Source organism: Coprobacillus cateniformis, assembly GCF_009767585.1.
Taxonomy (GTDB): Bacteria; Bacillota_I; Bacilli_A; order Erysipelotrichales; family Coprobacillaceae; genus Coprobacillus; species Coprobacillus cateniformis.
Genome location: NZ_WSNW01000001.1, coordinates 2,625,070 through 2,646,289, shown reverse-complemented (window position 1 = coordinate 2,646,289; position 21,220 = coordinate 2,625,070). Strand labels below are relative to the sequence as shown.

Annotated in this window: 20 protein-coding genes; all 20 read right to left on the bottom strand. The window is 31.8% G+C overall.

The genetic code is table 11. The features are described from left to right. Nucleotides 1–34: 34 nt before the first annotated feature. The 20 genes from GQF29_RS12965 to GQF29_RS12870 all read right to left on the bottom strand — a co-directional run bounded on the left by GQF29_RS12965 (nt 35) and on the right by GQF29_RS12870 (nt 21,146). Nucleotides 35–1,651, bottom strand: a complete 1,617-nt coding sequence (locus GQF29_RS12965; RefSeq protein WP_054325273.1) for a GH25 family lysozyme — start codon at nt 1,649–1,651, stop codon at nt 35–37. Nucleotides 1,652–1,709: 58 nt separating this feature from the next. Next, entirely contained in the window at nt 1,710–2,285 is a 576-nt protein-coding gene (locus GQF29_RS12960) for a DUF6434 domain-containing protein (RefSeq protein ID WP_054688502.1), read from the bottom strand. Between the two features lie 47 nt (nt 2,286–2,332). Further along, a complete protein-coding gene (locus tag GQF29_RS12955; RefSeq protein ID WP_236916435.1) occupies nt 2,333–2,767 on the bottom strand; it encodes an NUDIX hydrolase in 435 nt (144 codons plus the stop codon). 25 nt (nt 2,768–2,792) lie between these two features. Then, nucleotides 2,793–3,539: a Nif3-like dinuclear metal center hexameric protein gene (locus tag GQF29_RS12950; protein WP_054325274.1), complete on the bottom strand. Its 747-nt coding sequence runs from the start codon at nt 3,537–3,539 to the stop codon at nt 2,793–2,795. After that, entirely contained in the window at nt 3,529–4,212 is a 684-nt protein-coding gene (locus GQF29_RS12945; protein ID WP_054325275.1) for a tRNA (adenine(22)-N(1))-methyltransferase, read from the bottom strand. Before GQF29_RS12945 ends, GQF29_RS12950 begins: the two co-directional genes overlap by 11 nt. 1 nt (nt 4,213) lies before the next feature. After that, a complete protein-coding gene (gene rpoD, locus GQF29_RS12940; RefSeq protein WP_117598738.1) occupies nt 4,214–5,482 on the bottom strand; it encodes an RNA polymerase sigma factor RpoD in 1,269 nt (422 codons plus the stop codon). After that, nucleotides 5,479–7,236, bottom strand: coding sequence for a DNA primase (dnaG, locus tag GQF29_RS12935; RefSeq protein WP_054688505.1), 1,758 nt, complete (start codon nt 7,234–7,236; stop codon nt 5,479–5,481). The genes rpoD and dnaG overlap by 4 nt, the downstream gene beginning before the upstream one ends. Before the next feature lie 16 nt (nt 7,237–7,252). Then, a complete protein-coding gene (locus tag GQF29_RS12930; RefSeq protein ID WP_117598740.1) occupies nt 7,253–8,629 on the bottom strand; it encodes a glycine--tRNA ligase in 1,377 nt (458 codons plus the stop codon). 150 nt (nt 8,630–8,779) lie between these two features. Then, entirely contained in the window at nt 8,780–9,697 is a 918-nt protein-coding gene (locus GQF29_RS12925) for an alpha/beta fold hydrolase (protein ID WP_017143859.1), read from the bottom strand. Between the two features lie 2 nt (nt 9,698–9,699). After that, complete coding sequence (locus GQF29_RS12920) at nt 9,700–11,514, bottom strand: YgiQ family radical SAM protein (RefSeq protein WP_054688507.1); 1,815 nt, start codon at nt 11,512–11,514, stop codon at nt 9,700–9,702. A gap of 72 nt (nt 11,515–11,586) precedes the next feature. Beyond that, nucleotides 11,587–12,324, bottom strand: a complete 738-nt coding sequence (gene recO, locus GQF29_RS12915) for a DNA repair protein RecO (protein WP_054688508.1) — start codon at nt 12,322–12,324, stop codon at nt 11,587–11,589. Beyond that, nucleotides 12,308–13,201 carry a GTPase Era gene (era, locus tag GQF29_RS12910; RefSeq protein WP_054688510.1) on the bottom strand — a complete coding sequence of 298 codons (894 nt, stop codon included), beginning with the start codon at nt 13,199–13,201 and terminating at the stop codon, nt 12,308–12,310. The genes recO and era overlap by 17 nt, the downstream gene beginning before the upstream one ends. Next, nucleotides 13,198–13,593 carry a cytidine deaminase gene (locus GQF29_RS12905; protein WP_008787811.1) on the bottom strand — a complete coding sequence of 132 codons (396 nt, stop codon included), beginning with the start codon at nt 13,591–13,593 and terminating at the stop codon, nt 13,198–13,200. Before GQF29_RS12905 ends, era begins: the two co-directional genes overlap by 4 nt. A 3-nt stretch (nt 13,594–13,596) precedes the next feature. After that, the gene (gene ybeY / locus GQF29_RS12900; protein ID WP_236916434.1) at nt 13,597–14,073 is read right to left on the bottom strand and encodes an rRNA maturation RNase YbeY; all 477 of its coding nucleotides are present in this window, start codon (nt 14,071–14,073) and stop codon (nt 13,597–13,599) included. Further along, complete coding sequence (locus GQF29_RS12895; protein ID WP_160340816.1) at nt 14,063–16,096, bottom strand: cysteine peptidase family C39 domain-containing protein; 2,034 nt, start codon at nt 16,094–16,096, stop codon at nt 14,063–14,065. The genes ybeY and GQF29_RS12895 overlap by 11 nt, the downstream gene beginning before the upstream one ends. A 52-nt stretch (nt 16,097–16,148) precedes the next feature. After that, complete coding sequence (locus GQF29_RS12890; RefSeq protein WP_117598741.1) at nt 16,149–17,333, bottom strand: aspartate aminotransferase family protein; 1,185 nt, start codon at nt 17,331–17,333, stop codon at nt 16,149–16,151. Nucleotides 17,334–17,335: 2 nt separating this feature from the next. After that, nucleotides 17,336–18,457, bottom strand: a complete 1,122-nt coding sequence (locus GQF29_RS12885; protein WP_117598742.1) for a M20 metallopeptidase family protein — start codon at nt 18,455–18,457, stop codon at nt 17,336–17,338. 10 nt (nt 18,458–18,467) lie between these two features. Then, the gene (dapD, locus tag GQF29_RS12880; protein ID WP_054688512.1) at nt 18,468–19,172 is read right to left on the bottom strand and encodes a 2,3,4,5-tetrahydropyridine-2,6-dicarboxylate N-acetyltransferase; all 705 of its coding nucleotides are present in this window, start codon (nt 19,170–19,172) and stop codon (nt 18,468–18,470) included. Next, nucleotides 19,165–20,007: a diaminopimelate epimerase gene (gene dapF / locus GQF29_RS12875; RefSeq protein ID WP_008787805.1), complete on the bottom strand. Its 843-nt coding sequence runs from the start codon at nt 20,005–20,007 to the stop codon at nt 19,165–19,167. Before dapF ends, dapD begins: the two co-directional genes overlap by 8 nt. A 215-nt stretch (nt 20,008–20,222) precedes the next feature. Continuing rightward, on the bottom strand, nt 20,223–21,146 hold the full coding sequence (locus tag GQF29_RS12870; protein WP_054325276.1) for a zinc ribbon domain-containing protein: 924 nt from the start codon (nt 21,144–21,146) through the stop codon (nt 20,223–20,225). Between the last annotated feature and the right edge of the window lie 74 nt (nt 21,147–21,220).

The window sequence follows — 21,220 nt, the reverse complement described above, 5'->3', positions numbered from 1 at the left end:
ATCTTGTCTTTTCATATCAATGAAATTTCACATCTTAATTAACTAGATAAGATGATATTGCATAAACCACTTGTCCATTATACTCTAATTTTGACCAGCCATTGCTATGAGTACCAATACGTTTTACATATTCACCATTTTTAAGCGTATAAATAACTTGTCCACCATCAATTGAAGGCTTATCCCTTAAATTTGTTTCTGATTTTGCTGTTACTTGTTCATTAACTGCTGTAAATCCATCTGATTGATCAGGTTCTGTCGGTTTTGGTTTTTCGACAACATCATGGCTTAAATAACTTGTTATTGCATAAACAACCTTACCTTTATATATAAGTCTTGACCACCCCTTTTGACTTATTGCTGTACGTTCAAGAAATGTACCACTAGTTAATGTTCCAACAACTTCCCCTGACGTTGAAGGAAGTGAACGTAAATTAACCTCATCTTTTGCAGTTACTTTATCTTTCTTAGACTCGAACTTCTGACCTGAAACGATATCTTCTGATTCTGTTTTCTTAACTGATAAATCAGTTGTTAAATAACTTGTTATTGCATAAACTGTCTTATTTTTATATCGTAGTTTTGACCAGCCATTTGTTCCCACAGCAATGCGAGTCAGGGTCTCACCATTTTTTAAAGAGGCAACAATATCACTTTTTATTGTCGCAAGAGACCTCAAATTTGTTTCATCCTTTGCAGTCACCTTTTCATTAACTGCTGAATATATTTTCTCTTCTTCTGTTAATGGTACAGATGCTTTTGGTAATTCAGCTTTTTTATTTTTAGGATCAGCTTTTTTGTTTTTAAAATAACAAACAACCATATCTACATTACCATTAATCCCCTTTACCTGACCTTTATTGGTATATTGCCATGCATGACATTGATCATTATAATCTGGTTTTTGTTTTTCAGGATAAATCTTTGATGAATATTGAGCAATCCATATCTTATGCTTATTTTTGATATCACGAATATTCCAATGAGAATTAATATCACTTAATGATGTATAAAACATTGTTTCATAGTTTGCTTTTGAAATCGTATCTAAAAAGGCAAGAGCATTTTCTGTACGTTCCTTTGAACTCAATTGATATGTACGACTTGAGGAATTTTTATAACCTTCGCAATCATAGACAACTGGATAAGATATACTATATCCATCTATACATTGAAGTGTCCATTTTGCTTCTTCAATGGCTTCTTTTTGATTAAGCGCAGTAGAATAAAAATAAACACCTACAAGTAATCCTGCTTTTGTGGCTTGCTGAATATTATAATCAGCGTTATCATCTTTATATATAATACCATTTTCTCCACGATAACCAATACGGATGAAGACAAAATCGATTTGGCTTTTCTTGACTTGATTCCAATCAATTTTCCCTTGCCATTTAGATACATCAATACCATTACTCTTTCCCTGTTCTCCATTTAATTGATCAGCATCTATAGGTGTTCCTTCCTCTGTTTCATCAAAATTTTCAGGATCCACACTTGCTTCTCCTACCAAAGATGTATCAAATGTTTTATTTTTATTATCCTTTTGATCATTGTTATTAAGAAAAAAGAATAAAGATATAATAATGATAATGAAAATAATAATAAGTGATAAAATAAACCATTTCTTATTTTGCTTAATATAATTCATTTTATTATCCTCCATATAATTGATTATAACGCATTATGAAACCAAAATGTTAATCATTTTAAACATTAAGTACTCTTAAATCTGATTTCTCATAGCGGTTATGTCCAGGTATACTTTTTTTATACTTCCAGCATTGAATAGCATCCTCTAATGTTCTCCCTTTATTATCAGCAAAAAAATCCCGAATATATGTATTGTATTCAAACTGTTTATCAATCTTTGTTTTCCCTTTTTTCTTATTCTCAAGAATTTGGTAATAAGCTTCAATAGCTTCGCTATAAGTTTTACCAGTATTATTCTTTAGCCATTTTTGAAAAAGAACATTAAATGAAAAACTTGAACCTATCATCTGCTTAAAGAATGCTCGATGTTTTTCTGAACATACAAAATTGCTTTCAATACAATCTGTTTCGTGAATAACAGTGATTAGAGACTGTTTTTTTGTTTGAACAGTTGTTTTCATAATTTTTCCAGTTTCTAAAAAATAAGCTATTCTTTCTGTAAGTTCTATTTTTCCTCCACTTGTTGGTATATGATTTTGTTTACAAAAATCAACTAATTCTTCTTTGAGATAATAAAACTGTCTGAATGTCTGACTATCTAACGATGTATTTAAATCTGGTCTTTGTTCCATAATTTTCCTCTTTTCTGCAAATAAAAGGCTTGCATATCCAGCAAACCTTAATAAACATTATCTTGATATTCTATAACCTGATCATTTTCATAAACAATTTTAGCACTATGAAAACGACCATCTTTTATCCAATCAAAAAAATGATAATCTCCCTGCCACATTGGTAAAGTTAAAATCTTGTCATCATCTATCCATTTTAAAACACCTTCATCACATTCATGAATTACACCACTAAAATCATCACAAGTATAAACAAACATACCTTCATCTTGACCATAATATAGTCCTGGAAACGAAACAAAACCATGCAGTTTTAATGAATGTGCTACCAATCCTGTTTCTTCAAAGATTTCACGCTTTACACAGTCCTCAGCACTTTCACCTTCTTCAAACTTTCCACCAACACCAATCCATTTACCACCATTAATATCATCTTGTTTTTTAATACGGTGAAGCATTAATGTCTGTTGGTCTCTTTTCATATAACATACTGTTGTTAAAATCATACTATCGATACATGTAGTAATCTGGAGATGACCCCGCTATAATTTCTACATCTAACTCCTTCTCTAATAATTCTTTTAATCTGTCAACCATAATATTTTCTGCATGATGGTTAATATCAACTAATAATAAATGATGATCAATTGCTGCTTTGGCTTGATGATATTTTGTATCACCTGTTAAATAAGCGTCAGCCTTTCCATAAAATTGATCCATGAAGCCTGCTCCACTACCCCCGCATACAGCGACCTTCTTAACTATGTCTACTTTTCCAGCATATTTAAAATGATCCAAATGATATACCTGTTGTACATAATCAAGAAATGCATCCATAGTCATTGGTGTATTGAGTGTTGCTATTTGACTTATACCTGTTTGGTCACCAACTTGTAAATCATGAACTCCTAATTCTTCAATTAGCCACTTATTCATTGAAACATTGTCCAATGCAGTATGAGAACTATAAACAATTATATGATTCTCAATTGCTGTATAAATGAATTGACCCATAATTGAATCTTTATCAATATTTTTTATAGGGTCTAATAAAAAAGGATGATGAGTAATAAGCATTTGACAATTATTTGAAATGGCTTCTTTTAAACTTGGTAAATCTGCATTTAAAGAAATCATTATTTTTGTAACATCTTGATGAACATCACCAATTTGTAAGCCGCATTTATCCCAATCCTCTTGTAATGATAGTGGGTAATAACGTTCTATAATTTCAATAATGTTTTTAGCTTCCACTTATTTCACCTTCTATCATAGTTATCAGATGCATAATTTCATGATAACGTGGATGTTGTTCTTCTAAGGAATTTAATATTCCCTTTTGAATTTCTAATTGTCTATGCCATTTTTCATAAAATAATCCATTTTTATTTTTCCTTAAACAGGGCCCAAAGTAAAAATCTTCTTCTTGATAAGCAATCATATCATCTGTCTTTTCACAAACAATAATTTCATAAATATGTTGCGCATCCTTAACAATACTTTCATCTATAATTTTCATATTTTGTTTATATAAATACTCTCTTAATATTTCTAAACCTATATTGGCCTGTAAAATAAATCGATGATGAGCTAAGAATTCTCTGTGTTCGTCTAATATATCAATGGTGAGTTTTCCTCCCATTCCACAAATACTGATCATATCAACATCTTTATCAAGAATAGGATTCATACCACTTCCAAGAAGTGGTATGACTTGTTTTTCTAAATGATATAATTGAATTGTTTCAATAGATGCGTTAATAGGTCCACTTGCTATATCACATGCATATGCCTTATCAATAATATTTTCGTTAACCAAATAACATGGCAAATAAGCATGATCAGTTCCTATATCGGCAAGTATTTCCCCTTGTTTATATTTTACAATTAAATCTGCAATAGCTTGTAGTCTTTTTGATAGTTTCATATTAACGATCTAAGAAATCTTTTAAACGTTTTGAACGTGAAGGGTGTTTCAATTTTCGTAAAGCTTTGGCTTCAATTTGACGAATACGTTCACGTGTTACGTTAAATTCTTTTCCTACTTCCTCAAGAGTTCTTGTACGTCCATCATCTAATCCAAATCGTAAACGCAATACTTTTTCTTCACGATCTGTTAATTCTAATAAGACTTCATTTAATTCATCCTTTAATAATTCATTAGCAGCATAATCATCAGGTGACATAGCCCCTTCATCTTCAATAAAATCACCTAAATGAGAATCATCTTCTTCACCAATAGGTGTTTCTAAAGAAACAGGTTCTAATGAAATTTTTTGAATTTCACGAACTTTATCAGGTGTCATACCATCCATCTTTTCAGCTATTTCTTCAGCAAGTGGTTCTCTTCCTAACTCTTGGATAAGTTGTCGTTGCACTCGTGTTAACTTATTAATTGTTTCAACCATATGGACTGGAATACGAATAGTTCTCGCCTGATCAGCAATGGCACGTGTAATCGCTTGTCTAATCCACCAAGTTGCATATGTAGAGAATTTAAAACCTTTTGTGTAATCAAATTTTTCTACTGCTTTAATAAGCCCCATATTACCTTCTTGAATCAAGTCTAAGAATAACATTCCTCTTCCAACATATCGTTTTGCAATTGAAACAACAAGACGCAAGTTCGCTGCCGCAAGTTTTTTCTTTGCTTCTTCATCACCTTCAAGAATTCTTTTAGCCAAATCTATTTCTTCATCGTGACTAAGCAATTCAACACGACCAATTTCCTTCAAATACATTTTAACAGGATCATTGATTTTAACATTGCTTCCTAATTGATTTTCATCATCATCATCATTATGAGTATACATATTTGCTGTATCCCCAGTCATCATGTCAAAATCACCAACGAAATCTAAATCAGGAACATCTTCACCTAATTCATCATCTAATCCCTCAAGAGCTCCTAAATCTTCTAATCCTTCAAGATCATCTAAATCAGTTCCAACACCTTTTAACAGTTCCTCATCATCTAATTCTAAAGCATCTAATCCATCTTCAATAACAATTCCACTGTCTGTAATAAATTGCAATAATTCCTCAGCAGATTCATCATCTAAATCATACTTTGTTAAAAAAGCATCTAAATCATCTTGTGATAATGTACCACCTAATGCATCAGCAGTTTCTTTAATTAAATTCTTAAGATCCTCAAACGTTACTGGTGCTGCCTTTTTCTTTGTTTCTTTTTTCATATAGACTCCTTTTCATTCTCTAATTTCACTATTTCACTTAAAATCTGAGCCTTTTGACTCGGATCCAAACTATAATTAAATTGTTCTAATAATTGCTCTTTCTTCATTTTTCGTGCATTTGCCGCAATTGTCTTAATATAATCATCTATTGCCTTTTCCTCATAATTTAAAGGCAATGCTGATTGTGATATTTCTATAACAGTTTGTATCAATTGTTCTTTTTGTATACTATTGATTAAATCAGCAACTTCTAAATGACTATGATTGCGATAATAGTCAACAATATAAGAGGCAATGACACGATATGAATCATTATACATAAATCCAGCTTTTGCCTCATACTTTAAAGCAACATCTTTACTATTTAACATATAAAATAATAAATCATGTTCAGCTTTACGATATTTATCAATAATTTGAATTGTTTTTTTTATTTCCCTATGAACAGTTTCCTCGATACGTTGTGGTTTCATTCCAACAACTCTTTGCTGAATAATTTCATATGAGAAACCAGATTTCTTTGATAAAATATGAATATAATAATCCCGATCAATGTCATCTGTTATTTGTGTGATTTCATAACACATTTTTTCTAAATACTGTTTGCGGTCATCATAATTGAGTGGATCAACAAGCTGGTATTCAAAATCCATTTGAAATTCAATAGGTTTTACTGTTTTACGTAAGACTTCTTCTAAGCCTTCTTGTCCATGCATCTGATATATTTCATCTGGATCTTTACCATCTGGCAAGATAATAATTTGTACTTTAAACCCAGCCTCTTCTAATTCACGAGCAGCTTTACTCATAGCTGCCTGTCCGGCTTGATCACCATCAAGACATAAATGAATTGTATTTGTTAAACGGCGTAAAGCTTGAATATGGCCTTTTGTTAAAGCAGTTCCCATAATCGCCAGTGTATTTTCAATACCTGCTTTATACATTGCAATAACATCCATAAAACCTTCTAATAAATAAACAAACCCAGCCTGTTTAACGGCTTCTCGACACTGATGATAATGGTATAAAGTTTGGCCTTTGATAAAAATATCTGACTCTGGTGAGTTCATATACTTAGCATCTGTTTGTGTAGGTTTATAAATACGCCCACTAAACCCAATAACTTGTCCTTGCTGGTTAAAAAGCGGAAACATTATACGATCATTAAACCTATCAAAATTCTTTTGTGATTCAATCACTAATCCCGACTTGACCATATCAATTTCCTGAAAACCTAACTTTTCAAACGACTGATGTAAAACAGGTTCAAGAGGAGCATAACCAATTTGAAACTCTTTAATAAGCTCATCTGTGAACTGTCGATTCAATAAATATGTTTTTGCTTCTAAGCCTAGTTTTGTATTTAGATAATAACTATAAATTTTCTGTGCTTCTTGGTGCATTTGATAAAGTGCGACATGTTCTTGATGAATTGGTCTTTTCTCAACATCTAGCTGATAATCACTTAAATCAATTTGACCTATTTCAGCAACCTTTTTGACTGCTTCAATGTATGATATCTTTAAATACTCTTGTAAGAATGTAAAAACATTCCCACCAGTATGACAAACAAAACACATAAATATCTGTTTATCAGGTGATACTGACATTGAAGGATGTGTATCATCATGAAAAGGACATACAGCCATGTAATTTCTTCCCTTTTTCTCTAAGGCAAGATATTGTCCTATCACATCAACGATATCAACACTTTGTCTTATTTCATTGATTTTCTCTTGTGACAGACGTGCCATAAATGTCCTCCTTTATTTAAAATTTAATTTTTTCAGCAATATAACTCTTCAGTTCATCAATTGGTAAACGAATCTGTTCCATACTGTCTCTATCTCTTAATGTTACTGTTTGATCAGTTTCACTATCAAAATCAATAGTAATACAGAATGGTGTTCCAATGGCATCTTGACGACGATATCTTTTACCAATTTGTCCAGCAACATCAAATTCAACATTAAAATCTTGTGCTAACATCGAATAAACTTCCATTGCTTTGTCACTTTGTTTCTTAGTCAGTGGCAAAATAGCCGCCTTAATTGGTGCAACTGCAGGATGTAAATGCATCACAATTCGTGTATCATTTTCTAATTGTTCTTCATCATATGCATCAGCAAATACTGATAAAAATAAACGATCAGCTCCTACAGAAGGTTCAATAACATATGGTATATATTTTTGATTTGTTTCTGGATCTAAATATTCCAAATTCTTTTTAGAGAATTCTTGATGTCTTGATAAGTCATAATCAGTTCTATCAGCAACTCCCCATAACTCACCCCACCCAAGTGGTGCTGGATAAAGATATTCAATATCACTTGTTGCTTTAGAATAGAAAGATAATTCTTCTTGCTCATGATCTCTGAATCTTAAATTTTCTGAAGTTAAACCCAAATCTTTTAAGAATTGCATACAACCATCTTTCCAATAATGGAACCAATCTAAATCTGTATCTGGTTTACAGAAGAATTCTAATTCCATCTGTTCAAATTCTCTTGTTCTAAAGATAAAATTACCAGGTGTAATTTCATTTCTAAATGACTTACCTATTTGACCTATTCCAAATGGAACTTTCTTACGTGATGTTCTTTGTATATTTTTAAAATTAACAAAGATTCCTTGAGCAGTCTCCGGACGCAAATAAACAACATTTTTTGCATCTTTAACAACTCCCATATATGTTTTAAACATCAATTCAAATTCACGAATATCTGTAAAATCTTCACTTCCACAATCAGGACACTTAATATGATGGTCTCTAATATATTCCATCATTTTTTCTGGCTCCCAACCATCGCTGTGAACATCTGGATCATATCCTTCAATTAACTTATCTGCACGATGTCTTGTTTTACAGTTCTTACAATCAATTAATGGATCACTAAATCCACCAACATGTCCACTTGCTTCCCAAACACGAGGATTCATAAATATAGCAGAATCCAATCCAACATTATATGGTGATTCTTGAATAAATCTTTTCCACCATAACTTCTTAATATTATTTTTCATTTCCACACCTAAAGGACCATAATCCCAAGTGTTTGCTAAACCATCATAAATTTCAGAACCCTGATAAACAAATCCTGAATTCTTTGCATGAGCAACTAGCTTTTCCATATCTTTATTTGCCATATTTATACCCCTTTTCACTTATTTTATACACTTATATAAAGTACGAAAGACTCGGCATACCTTACCAAGTCATAATTATCCTTATCTTATGTGCTAATGCCATAGTTATACCCTTATAGTGGTTATTTGTCAACCAACCATAAGGGTGCACTACAAATACGTTCTTTCATTCAACCAATTTAATATGTGAAGGTAGACTTCTTTCTTACTTTTTTCAAATAATATAGCATGTCTCATCCCTTCAAATACATCAACAGTCACATCTCGTAACTGTATTTTTTTATATTTCTCTAACAATACTTTCATCTTTCTACACATTGGGTCTAATTCACCATATCCAATATATACTGATAAATAATCTGGAATTTTAGCAATGGATTCATCACTATTGACCTCTTGCATAACACTCACAATATCACGATATCCTTGAACAGTATAAGAAAAATGTGTCATAGGATCACTTAAAAATTTCTTGATTTCATCTTCATCACTTGTTAGCCAATCAACATCACTGCTGCTTTGATGGACTTTCCGATTCTTAGATTCATGATACGATTTAAAATAATGAGTTGCCTTATATAACGGTCCACGCCAGGCTCTCAATAACTTTAAATACCCCTTTTTCAAATAACTATGTTCAACAACCGGTGGCGTTCCTAATAAAATCATACCTTCTATAAAATCACCATACTCTGTTGCATATTTACGTATCAAGACAGAACCCAAATCTACTCCCAACATAAAGTATGGAACATCTGGATATGTGCGACGAATTATATTTTGTAGGCGATGCATATCTTTAACAAGATTTTGTGGACCATTTTCAGTACCAAAAAAACCTTGTTCAAAATCAATCAGTGATTTTCCATGACCAGCAAAATCACTTACCACGACAACAAATCCCTGATTCAAAAGAAAAGATGCAAAATGATCATAACGATCTGCATGTTCACCAATACCATGATGAATTTGAACAATTCCCTTAATTCTCAAAACCACTTTAGGCTCATAAACATGATAACGTACATGTGTATGCATACTAGACGTATACGTTTTTGTATATTTCATGATCACGACCTCCTCTTTGGTGGACGGAATTGTCCTTTTGGTTTAATTAAAGATTTTTTATCAAAGCCTATTAAATCCTGACGTTTGGCAGTCATAAGTGCTTCATAAACAAGATGATAGTTTTTAGGATTGCGATACTGCATTAGAGCTCTTTGCATCGCTTTTTCCTGTGGGGTTTTTGCAACATACACCAAACTCATATCACGTGGATCTATACCAGTATAGTACATTGCTGTTGAAAGTGTTCCTGGTGTGGGATAAAAATCTTGAACTTGTTCAGGAGTATGATGAATATCTCTTAAATACTCAGCCAACTCAATTGCACTATTTAAATCACTACCAGGATGTGAGGACATAAGATAAGGAACAAGATATTGTTTTTTACCCATTTCCTTATTTAGATGTTCATATTTATCCACAAATTTCTCATATAGTTGTCTTCGTGGTTTTCCCATCTTATCTAAAACTTGATCGCTAATATGTTCAGGTGCCACTTTTAATTGTCCACTAATATGATTTTTTACAAGCTCCTTAAAAAAAGTATCATCTTTATCATACATCAAATAATCATATCTAATACCCGAACGAACAAAGACTTTTTTAACTCCATCTAAATTTCTTAATTTTTTCAGTAATGACAAGTAATCACTATGATCAATTTTTAAATTCTGACATGCTTTAGGCCATAAACACTGTTTCGTCGGACAAGCTCCATGTTCTGCTTGTTTTTCACAACTTGGAGATCTGAAATTAGCAGTCGGTCCACCAACATCATGGATATAGCCTTTAAAATCAGGATCTTGAATCATTGTTTTTGCTTCTTGTACAAGTGATTCATGTGAACGTGTTTGAATAATTCTGCCTTGATGAAAATTCAAGGCACAAAAATTACATGCACCAAAACATCCACGATTACTAATCAAAGAAAAACGAACTTCTTCAATTGCAGGTATATAATCGTACATTGGATGATATGTTCTTTGATAAGGTAAAGCATATGTATCATCAAATTCTATTTGAGTTAAAGGATGATTAGGTCTGTTTTGTACAATGTAAAAACCTTCATATGGTTCTACTAACGTTTTTGCATTAAAATGATCTGTATGGCGATATTGAATACCAAATGATTTTGCATAAGTCACTTTATCTGATGATACATCTTCAAAAGATGGTAACATAATATATCCTTCTGGAAGCAATGATAAATCTTTGATTTTAAAAACTGTCCCATCTAGATATGTTAAATATTGTGCATCAATACCTGCATCCAAAGCCTCCGCAATTTCTACAATACTATTTTCTCCCATTCCGTACATTAATAAATCAGCATTTGCATCTACCAAAATTGATTTACGCACTTTATCATCCCAATAATCATAATGTGAAAGACGCCTTAAACTTGCTTCAATACCACCAATAAGAATTGTTGCATCTTTATAGGCTTCACGTACTTTTTGACTATATACAATAACTGCTCGATCTGGTCGATGACCGGCTTCACCATTGGGCGAGTAACTATCTTTTTTTCTACGCTTTTTAGAAACGCTATAATGATTAACCATTGAATCAATATTTCCACTTGAGATTAAAAAACCAAGTCGTGGTTTTCCAAAACGTTTAAAATCTTCCAAACTATGCCAATCTGGCTGTGCCAAAAAACACACTTTAAAACCTCGACTTTCAAGTGTCCTTGTAATAATTGCTGCACCAAAAGAAGGATGATCCACATAAGCATCTCCACTTATATAAACAAAGTCAGGCTGTTCCCATCCTCTTGCTAACATTTCCTCTTTTGTTGTTGGTAAAAAGTCACTCATAACATCTCTCCCTTATATATGCAATCATTATACACCAAACTTCTCTTAAGCAAAATAAAATTGTGCAGAAATCTACACAATTTGTTGAATAAACGCAGATGTCTTTAAAGAAACACCTGTATATTCCTCAATATAACCATTCATATAAGGAATAAGCTCTTTTAAAATATTTTCTTCTATATGAATATGATCTATATATTGAATAGGAATTTTATGGATATGTCGAAAAGCTTTCAAAACATTAATATCACAAGGTTGAAGATTCCCTCGATGATTTTGGCATACAAATCCACCATCTCTCAGTGATATCGCTGTAACTTTTGACGAGCCACAAACAACACAGCCTTCAACATCAATCGAAACACCATTATGATTTAAAACAAAAACATTAAATAATAGATAAACCAAAAGAGGTGAATAGCCATGATCTAAAGCTTTTAGCGAATGATATAAAATATCATATTCATCTTGATTGGGATTATTATCTTCAAGATAACGATAAAAATACTCTAAAACATAATTAGCAACAATTTCACTATCTAAGTTTTCTTTAATATGACGCAAATAATCAACTGGAGTTGCTTTCATCAAAGAACTTAATCCCTTCTTTAAATTTATGCTCATTTCACTTATCATCATCTCTTGGCATGCTCTTGCATTCTTACTCGTTATTTTCCGAATTCCTCTAGCAATAATACCAATCTTGCCATATTCTTTGGTATATATATGTAAAATCATATCATTTTCTTTATAAACAGTTTTTTTTAAAATAATTCCTTCAACAACTTCTTCATTAGTAGTCATTTTCATCGTATCCAAACTCCTTGAGATACTTTTGTTTATTACGCCAATTTTTTTCCACTTTCACAAACAATTCCAATTCGACTGGAACTTGTAAAAAGCGTTTCATCTCTTTACGAGCATTTTGCCTGACTTTTTTAATAAGACTCCCTTGTTTGCCAATAATAATTGCTTTTTGACTCTGTCTATCTACAATAATAGCAGCCATAATATGAACACCTTGCTCATCTTCAATCATTCTCTCGATAACAATAGCGACACTATGTGGGACCTCTTCATGTGTAAAATAAAGAATCTTTTCCCTAATAAATTCAGCCATAATAAATCTTTCAGGATGATCAGTTAAATGATCTTTAGGATAATACATAACCCCTTCTTGTAAATCATTTTTTATTGTATTCATAAGATCATCTATATTATCGCCATTCAATGCACTAATAGGTATGATTTCCTTGAAATCAAACAATCCTTTCCATTCATTCAATTTTTCAATCAATTGTTCCTTAGACAATAAATCAATTTTATTAAGAATTAAATAAACTGGTCCATCAGCTTCCTTAAGTCTTTCAACAATAAAACGATCACCTTTTCCAATCTTCTCATCAGCAGGAGCTAAAAACAAAACCAAATCAACACCATAAATACTATTAAGTGCATTGGTATTCATAAATGAACCAAGACCATCCTGAGGTTTATGAATACCTGGTGTATCCATAAAAATAATCTGAGCATCTTCATCCGTATATATTCCTTGAATCGTATTACGAGTTGTTTGAGCTGTTGATGAAGTAATTGCTAATTTGGTTTTTAAAATATGATTAAGCAATGTTGATTTACCGACATTTGGTCTTCCAACTATACTTACAAATCCAGATTTAAATGTCATAAACTTTCTCCTATAAAAGCACGTGGCAATAATTCTTGTATATTTGTGACTTCATAATAATCTTTACACCCTAAAACAATAGGGGTATATGGATCTAACAATTCAGCCAAAACCTGACGACATGCTCCACATGGTGAAATCAATGGTGAACAATCTCCAACAATTGCCAACGCTTCAATGTCTGACTTGCGATATCCTTGACAATAAGCTTGAAAAACAGCATTTCTTTCAGCACACATTGTAGATCCATATGCAGCATTTTCAATATTTGTGCCATGTATTATTGTACCATCTGTTAAAAGAAGGGATGCTCCAACTTTAAATGATGAATAAGGAGCATAGGCATTTTCACTTGCTATAAAAGCTTCATCAACTAATTTTTGATAATCCATAGTCTACCCTCTTTCTATTCCTAATTGATTTAATATTTCTTTTTGTAACGTAAACATCTCTTTTTCATCTTCTTCATTCATATGATCATATCCCAACAGATGCAATAGACCATGCGTGAATAAAAAACACATCTCACGCTTTAAAGTATGCTGATATTCTTCTGCTTGAATACAAGCATGATGATAAGAAATAAAAATATCTCCTAAACTTCGTGGCATTCCTGCCACATAAAACTGATCATTATCTTCTAATGCAAAGCTGATAACATCAGTAGAACGATCAATATTTCTATATTCCTTATTTATCTGATGAATTCGTTCATCATCAACAATAATACATGATAATTCCACATCATCTTCTATTTTTAAATATTGAAGTGCTGCTTCTACAATTTTTATAAATTGTTGTTCATAATTATCCTTACTCAATTTCAATTCATCTTCATATACAAAATCAATAGCCATTATATCACCTTTCATTTCTTAATCTTCCTTCTTCAATTATAGCACAAGCAACATTCTTGTTCACTAATTTTGTTTGATGATTAACCATAACATAAATCTTTCCTTCATCATTCTTGAATAAGAACCTCATCACTTTACTTGCTAATTTTGCATCCATATGTGAAAATGCTTCATCTAAAATGAGAATATCAAATTCTTGACATAAAAGTCTAATTAAAGAAACAATCTGTCTTTGCCCAAGTGACAGTGGTGCACCATCTTCACTTAAGACTATATGAAACATATTGAAAAGAGCTTCCTGTCCAAACGATTTTAAGTAATAACGTATCTTCTTTTCATCATGACATAAAAAATTTTCCAACAAAGTTAAATGTAAAAATGATGGTGTCTCATGAGCATAACCTATATGTTGATATAAAGAAGATAATTGAATAGTCCTTAACTCCTGATCATTAATATAGATATCTCCAGAATAATGAAGATCATATCCCATAAAAAGTCTTAACAACGTTGATTTACCAGATCCTGTCTTTCCCTTTAATAAAAGGTGTTGGTGAATTGTTAAATCAATATGTTCAAATAAAGGTACTTGATATCCATAGGCATAACTGACATTATCCAGAGTAATTGATGTAATTTTCTCCTTTATAGGTTCTTGTGGTAGTTGTGGTTCTATTTCAAATACTTTATATTTTTCATAAACAATCTTCATTTGTTTATATTGACTGACAAGATTGACAATGTTCATCACAGGTTGAATACAATAAGAAACCAACATATAAAACATCATTAACTGTCCTATCGTTAAATGAGATCTTTGATAATGATAAAATCCTAAAATCATAATAACACCATAGAAAATATAAATAAAGTATTGAATAAAACTTTGGAGTTGATTCATAAATAGAGCCTGTTTTTCTTTTAACATAGCTTCATCTAAGTAGATATGATAACTTCTTTCCCGTTGTTGCTGTAACAATGAAAAACGTTTAATTAAAAATTGATTTTCAATTAATTCTAGAAGATGATGCTGAAAAACAAAATGTGCTTCAAGATAATTTTTATGGATATCCTGTAAAGCCTGTAAACGATAATAGGCCATAAACATAATACATAAAAACATAATTACAACCAGAAATGTCATTGATATATTTATAAACATCATTCCAATCATAAAAACAACAAAAGACAAAGCATCTAAGAACAATCTCTCATAGCACTCTAAACTCATTTCACTTAAATCAAAGAGACTTAATAATTGACTTTGAATATACCCTTTATCTTGATAAAAGAAACTATGAGTTAATTGCAGCATTCGCATAGAGGAATCAAAAACATATTCTTCATCAACTGCTTTTCTTAAAGAGATAAAAGCTTTGGTTTTGATTCTTTCCATTCTTGTTTTGATGATTTCTATACAGCTATAAGCAATGCAGAGTACAACCATATAAAAAAATTGAGTATTGATATGAATATCATCAATAATAAACTGAAAAAAGTAACTACTCAAGTATCCTAGTAAAGAAATCCATAACCCTTTCAAAATAAGATCAATCATATGTTTTTGATATGATTGAAAAGTCTGATATAAAAAAGAAAAGTAAGATTGATAAGATAATTCAGGAACACGACCAACATGTGTTATCGCTATAACATGCATGGCATAATGTTCAGACATCTCTTCTTGATAAATAGAAATGAGCCCTCTAGCTGGATCACCAATAATATACTCATCATCATTTCTTTCATATAAGACAACAAAATGACCAATATCATTATAAGCCATATAAAGAATACATGGATATTGAATATTTTTATGAATATCATCTAATGTTGCCTGATAAGCCTTAGCTTCAATTTGATAAGTCTTTAAACACTCAATAATTCCTAAAATAGAGATACCATTTTGATTTAATCTTGCTTTCTGCTTAATTTTTTTCATTTCATCCTGATAACCATAAAATTTCAAAATCATAGAAATACAATAAGCACCACAAGCCTTTTCTTCATCTTGCAAATCAATTGGATATTTTCGCATATAAAAACCCCCTTACTTCTATATTCAATAAAAATAAGGGATTTTTCTTTTTTTATTTTGATTTTTTTAAAATATTTTTTAATTTACCAATAAATTCATCAACATGTTCTTCAGTAATAACAAATGGTGGCAACATTCTTATGACATTAGTTCCAGCAGTCACAACAATAACGCCCTCAGTTAAGAGTTCTTTGACATACGGTCTGGCATCATCTTTTAATACCAATCCTTGCATTAATCCCAATCCTCTGCGACTTTCTACAATATCAAACTCTCTAATAAGTTCATCCAGCTTTTCAGTCAAATATTTAGAAATCTCTTGAACATGTTTGAGCATATCTTCTCTTTCAATGATTTCAAAAACTGTTTTCACAGCAGCACATACAAATGGATTTCCACCATATGTACTCCCATGATCGCCTGGTTCCATAGCTTTTGCATATTTTTCATTTGCTACAAATGCGCCAACAGGTACACCACATCCTATCCCCTTGGCTAAACAAACAATATCAGGTAAGATATTGTATTGAAAATAAGTCATAATTGTTCCTGTTCTCCCCATTCCACATTGAACTTCATCTAAAATCAAGCAAATATCATGTTCATCACACAACTGTCTTAATCCAGTCATAAAGTCCTGATGACATAAATTTAATCCGCCTTCACCTTGTAATGGTTCTACAATAATAGCCGCAGTTCTTTCATTGATTAATGCCTCAACACTCTTTAAATCATTTAATGTTGCATAATGAACACCTTCAATAAGTGGTCCAAATGCCTCCTGATAGTGAGGATTTCCAGTTAATTTGACTGAACCTGTTGAACGGCCATGAAATGAATGGTGAAAAGAAATAATTTCACTATTCGCTTTTCCATGTTTCATATAGTAATATTTTCTCGCTAACTTTAAAGCTCCTTCTGTTGCTTCAGCACCAGAATTACAGAAAAAGACTCCATCCAATTGTGTTGCTTTTTTAACAGTTTCAGCAGCTTCAATTGAAACAGGTGTATAAAAGTAATTAGATACATGCATCAATGTTTCTATTTGTTTTTGCAGAGCATTAATATATGGTTTATAGCCATGACCAAATGAATTCACACCAATTCCAGAATAAAAATCTAAATATTGTTTTTTATTCGTATCATAAAGATAAACACCTTCTCCTCTTTCTAAAACAACATCATATCTACCATATGCTTTTAAAAATGCTTTTTCCCCTCGTAAATAACTATCCATATTTATTCCCCTTTCAAATTCATAACAATTTTTTCATATAAATCTATTGCTTTTTCTAAAACTTCCTCATGAAAATTAAATGTTTCTGTATGCAACCCACTTTGATATTCTTGACATTTTGTCCCCAAGAAAAAGAATATACCAGGAATTGCTTTTTGATAGAATGAAAAATCTTCTGCTAACATTAATGGTTCTTTTAACTCAATATATATATCTTCATCTACAATATTTCTAAAAACTTTATACAAATGATCATCATTAAGTACTGGTGGATACAATGGTGGACAACTCCATTCAATTGAACAGCCATAAGCCATTTCTAAACTTTTATGAATAGAATCGATGTCTTGAGTCACTTTTATAAATAAGTTCTCATCATAACAACGCAATGTTCCATGCATTGTTGTTAAACTGGCAACACTATTTCGTGCTGATCCTCCATTTATTTGACCAATATTAATGACAGCTGGTGAGAATGGAGAAATACGTCTTGAAATAATTGTTTGATACTGTTGTAATGCTTGATTTGCAATCATGATACTATCAATACTCTCTTGAGGCAAACCAGCATGAGCACCTTTTCCATATATCTTTACATCCAATTCTCCACACATTGCCATTAGCGGACCTTTCTTACAAGCAATCACGCCTTCTTCAATGAATGGCATTAAATGCATACCAAAAATAGCCTTAACATTATATTTTTCAAAAACACCTGACTCTACAACTTGCGCGGCAGCTCCTGGCGATTCTTCTGCGGGTTGAAATACCAATAAGACATTGCATGATAATGAACTATGGTTTTCTTTTAAACGCCTTGCAAATCCTAGTAAAGCACTCATATGTCCATCATGTCCACAAGCATGCATCATCCCAGGAATTTTAGAAGCAAAGTCTATATGATTTTTTTCTTGAATTGCCAAAGCATCAATATCACTACGAAAAGCTATTGTTGTGGATTGATGATAATCAATATAAACAATTGTTCCAGTTTCTACAACTGCTTCCCATTGATAACCCATTTTTTCTAATTCACGACGAATATAGGTGGCAGTTTGAAATTCCTGTAATCCTAGTTCAGGTATCTGATGTAAATCTCTTCTCCATTTTTTGAGTTGTTCCATATGTATCACCTTAGATTTTTCTTAAATCATCTATTAATTGTGTTTTTTCTTTTGTCTCTTTTGTTTTTTCTGCTTTAATCACTCTAGCCGGATTCCCAGCAACCACTGCACCAGCAGGAACATCATTCAAAACAATACTTCCTGCTCCTACAACTGCACCTTTGCCAATACGGACCCCTTCTACAACAACTGCATTTGCTCCAATAAGAACATCATCTTCTAAAATAACTGGAGATGCACTCGGTGGTTCAATAACACCAGCTAAGACTGCTCCTGCTCCTACGTGGCATCGTTTTCCAACTTCCACACGACCACCTAAAACAGCTCCCATGTCAATCATCGTTGATTCACCAATTTTAACACCTATATTAAGAATTGCTCCCATCATTATAACAGCATTATTCTCAATTGTCACATGATCCCTAATTATTGCTCCTGGCTCTATACGCGCATTAATATGTGTTATATCAAGCATTGGAATGGCACTATTTCTACGATCATGTTCCCAATATGTATCTTGTATTCTCGCTTTATTTTTTTCTAAATATATTTGGATAGGTTCTATATCACCAATAAGAATAAGACTAGAACCATCTCCAAAGATATGAAATTCATCACTTTCTGGTAAATTTTTCCCTTTCACATAAACTTTAACGGGTGTATGCTTTTTAGCATTTCCAATATATTGAATGATTTCTTCTGCTGTATTATACATTAAATACCTCCTCTTGAATAATTCCTTCAAAAACTGTTGTGGCCGGTCCACTCATCCAAATCTCTCCATTTTCATAACTAATATCAAGAATCCCACCTAAGAGTTCAACTTGAACATGGTTATCACACAAACCATTTATATAACTTGCATACATCACAGCACAAGCTCCTGTCCCACAAGCCATTGTTTCACCACTACCTCTTTCCCAAACACGCATCTTAAGATATTGACGATTAACAACCTCAACAAATTCAGTATTAACCGATTCAGGGAAAAGTATGTGTTTTTCAAATTTTATTCCAAGTTCTTGGATATTAAAATCTAAATGATTCATATATATTACTGTATGTGGATTTCCCATTGATAAAGATGTGAGATAATATACTTGACCATCTACTTCAATTGGTTCATTGATCATTTCTTCCTTATCAAATAGACAAGGAATTTCTTTTGATTTTAAGATAGGCTGACCCATATTGACTCTGACATATTGAACCTTATTATTGTCAATTATTAACCATACTTTCTTAATACCACCCAATGTCTCTATCTCCAAATAAGTTTTCTTGGTTAATTGATGGTCATAAACGAATTTAGCAAAACAACGAATACCATTACCACACATTTTTCCTTCACTACCATCTAAATTAAACATTCGCATCTTAAAATCACAGATTTCTGATTCTTGTATAACAATAACACCATCACTTCCAATACCAAAATGACGATCACTTATCTTTGTAATAAAATGAGGGTTCATAGGAACATCCTGATGAATGCCATCAATATAAATATAATCATTTCCTATTCCTTCCATTTTTGTGAATTTAAGCATAGTATCACCTCATCTTTATTTGATATATTAACATTTTTTTATTACGATGAAAAGACTTTTTTAAACAGTTTGCATAACATAATAAGAAAGGTGACTTTATGAAATATATGTTCAAGAGAATAAATCAACTATTCTCTATTCTCCTTATTACACTTGTTTTTATGATTTTACACTATCATTTATATTAACAAAAAACGGTTAAGAATTCTTAACCGTTATTTCTTTAAAGTAAAACCACAATTTGGACAAGTTTCTTCACTTCCAACTGGTGTTCCACAATTTGGACAATATGCTTTTGGTTCAGTTACAACTTCTACTTTTTCTTCATTAACAACTTCAGTAGGTGCTTCTATCTTTTCTTCAACATCTGATTCTACTACTGGTGCTTCTGTAACCACTTTTTCTTCAGTGGCTTTAGAAATTGGTGACCCATCATAAACCTCTTCATGATTTTCTTTCTTTTTCTTCATTAACATAAATGCAACAACTCCAGCAATTGCTGCAACACCTACAATAATGAAAATCATGCTCATATCCATTCCACCACCTGATAATTCAGATGATACAATAATATCATTAGATTTGCCAGTTGCCATCATATCTAATAAATCAACAGTTACAGTATTTCCATCTACAGTTCCAACATTTGATGTTGCTTTTCCTGGCATTTTAATAACAACATTCATTTCCATTCCTAATTTCTTCATTTGTTCAACTGAATATCCATATGAAGTTAATTGACTCATATCCATTTGATCACTAAAATCATCCATAGGTAAAGTTAATTCAATTCCATCTTTACCATTAACTTCTTTATCAATAATTCTAACAGATGCATCAGCAGATGCTGTTCCTTGTACAGAAACACCAACCCATTTAGAACCATCTATTGTTTTTTCAATTGGAGTTGTCTTGGCATCCTCCATACCTTCAGAAGATTTAATTTGATCTTCCATTTGTTTAACATAATCATCAGCAGACATTCCAGCACTTTTAAACATTGATTCCTCAGCTAAGATTTCCATACCCATTGCCATTGTCTTATCAGCTTTAACTTCAACATTAATGCTGAGTTTCATACACCCAGTCAGAACAAATACCATTAAAGCCATAGTTAATACTTTTAATATTTTTTTCATTGTATTTCCCCTCTCAAATATTTATATACATATTTTAACATAATTTGACACGATTTGGGAAATATTTTCTCATT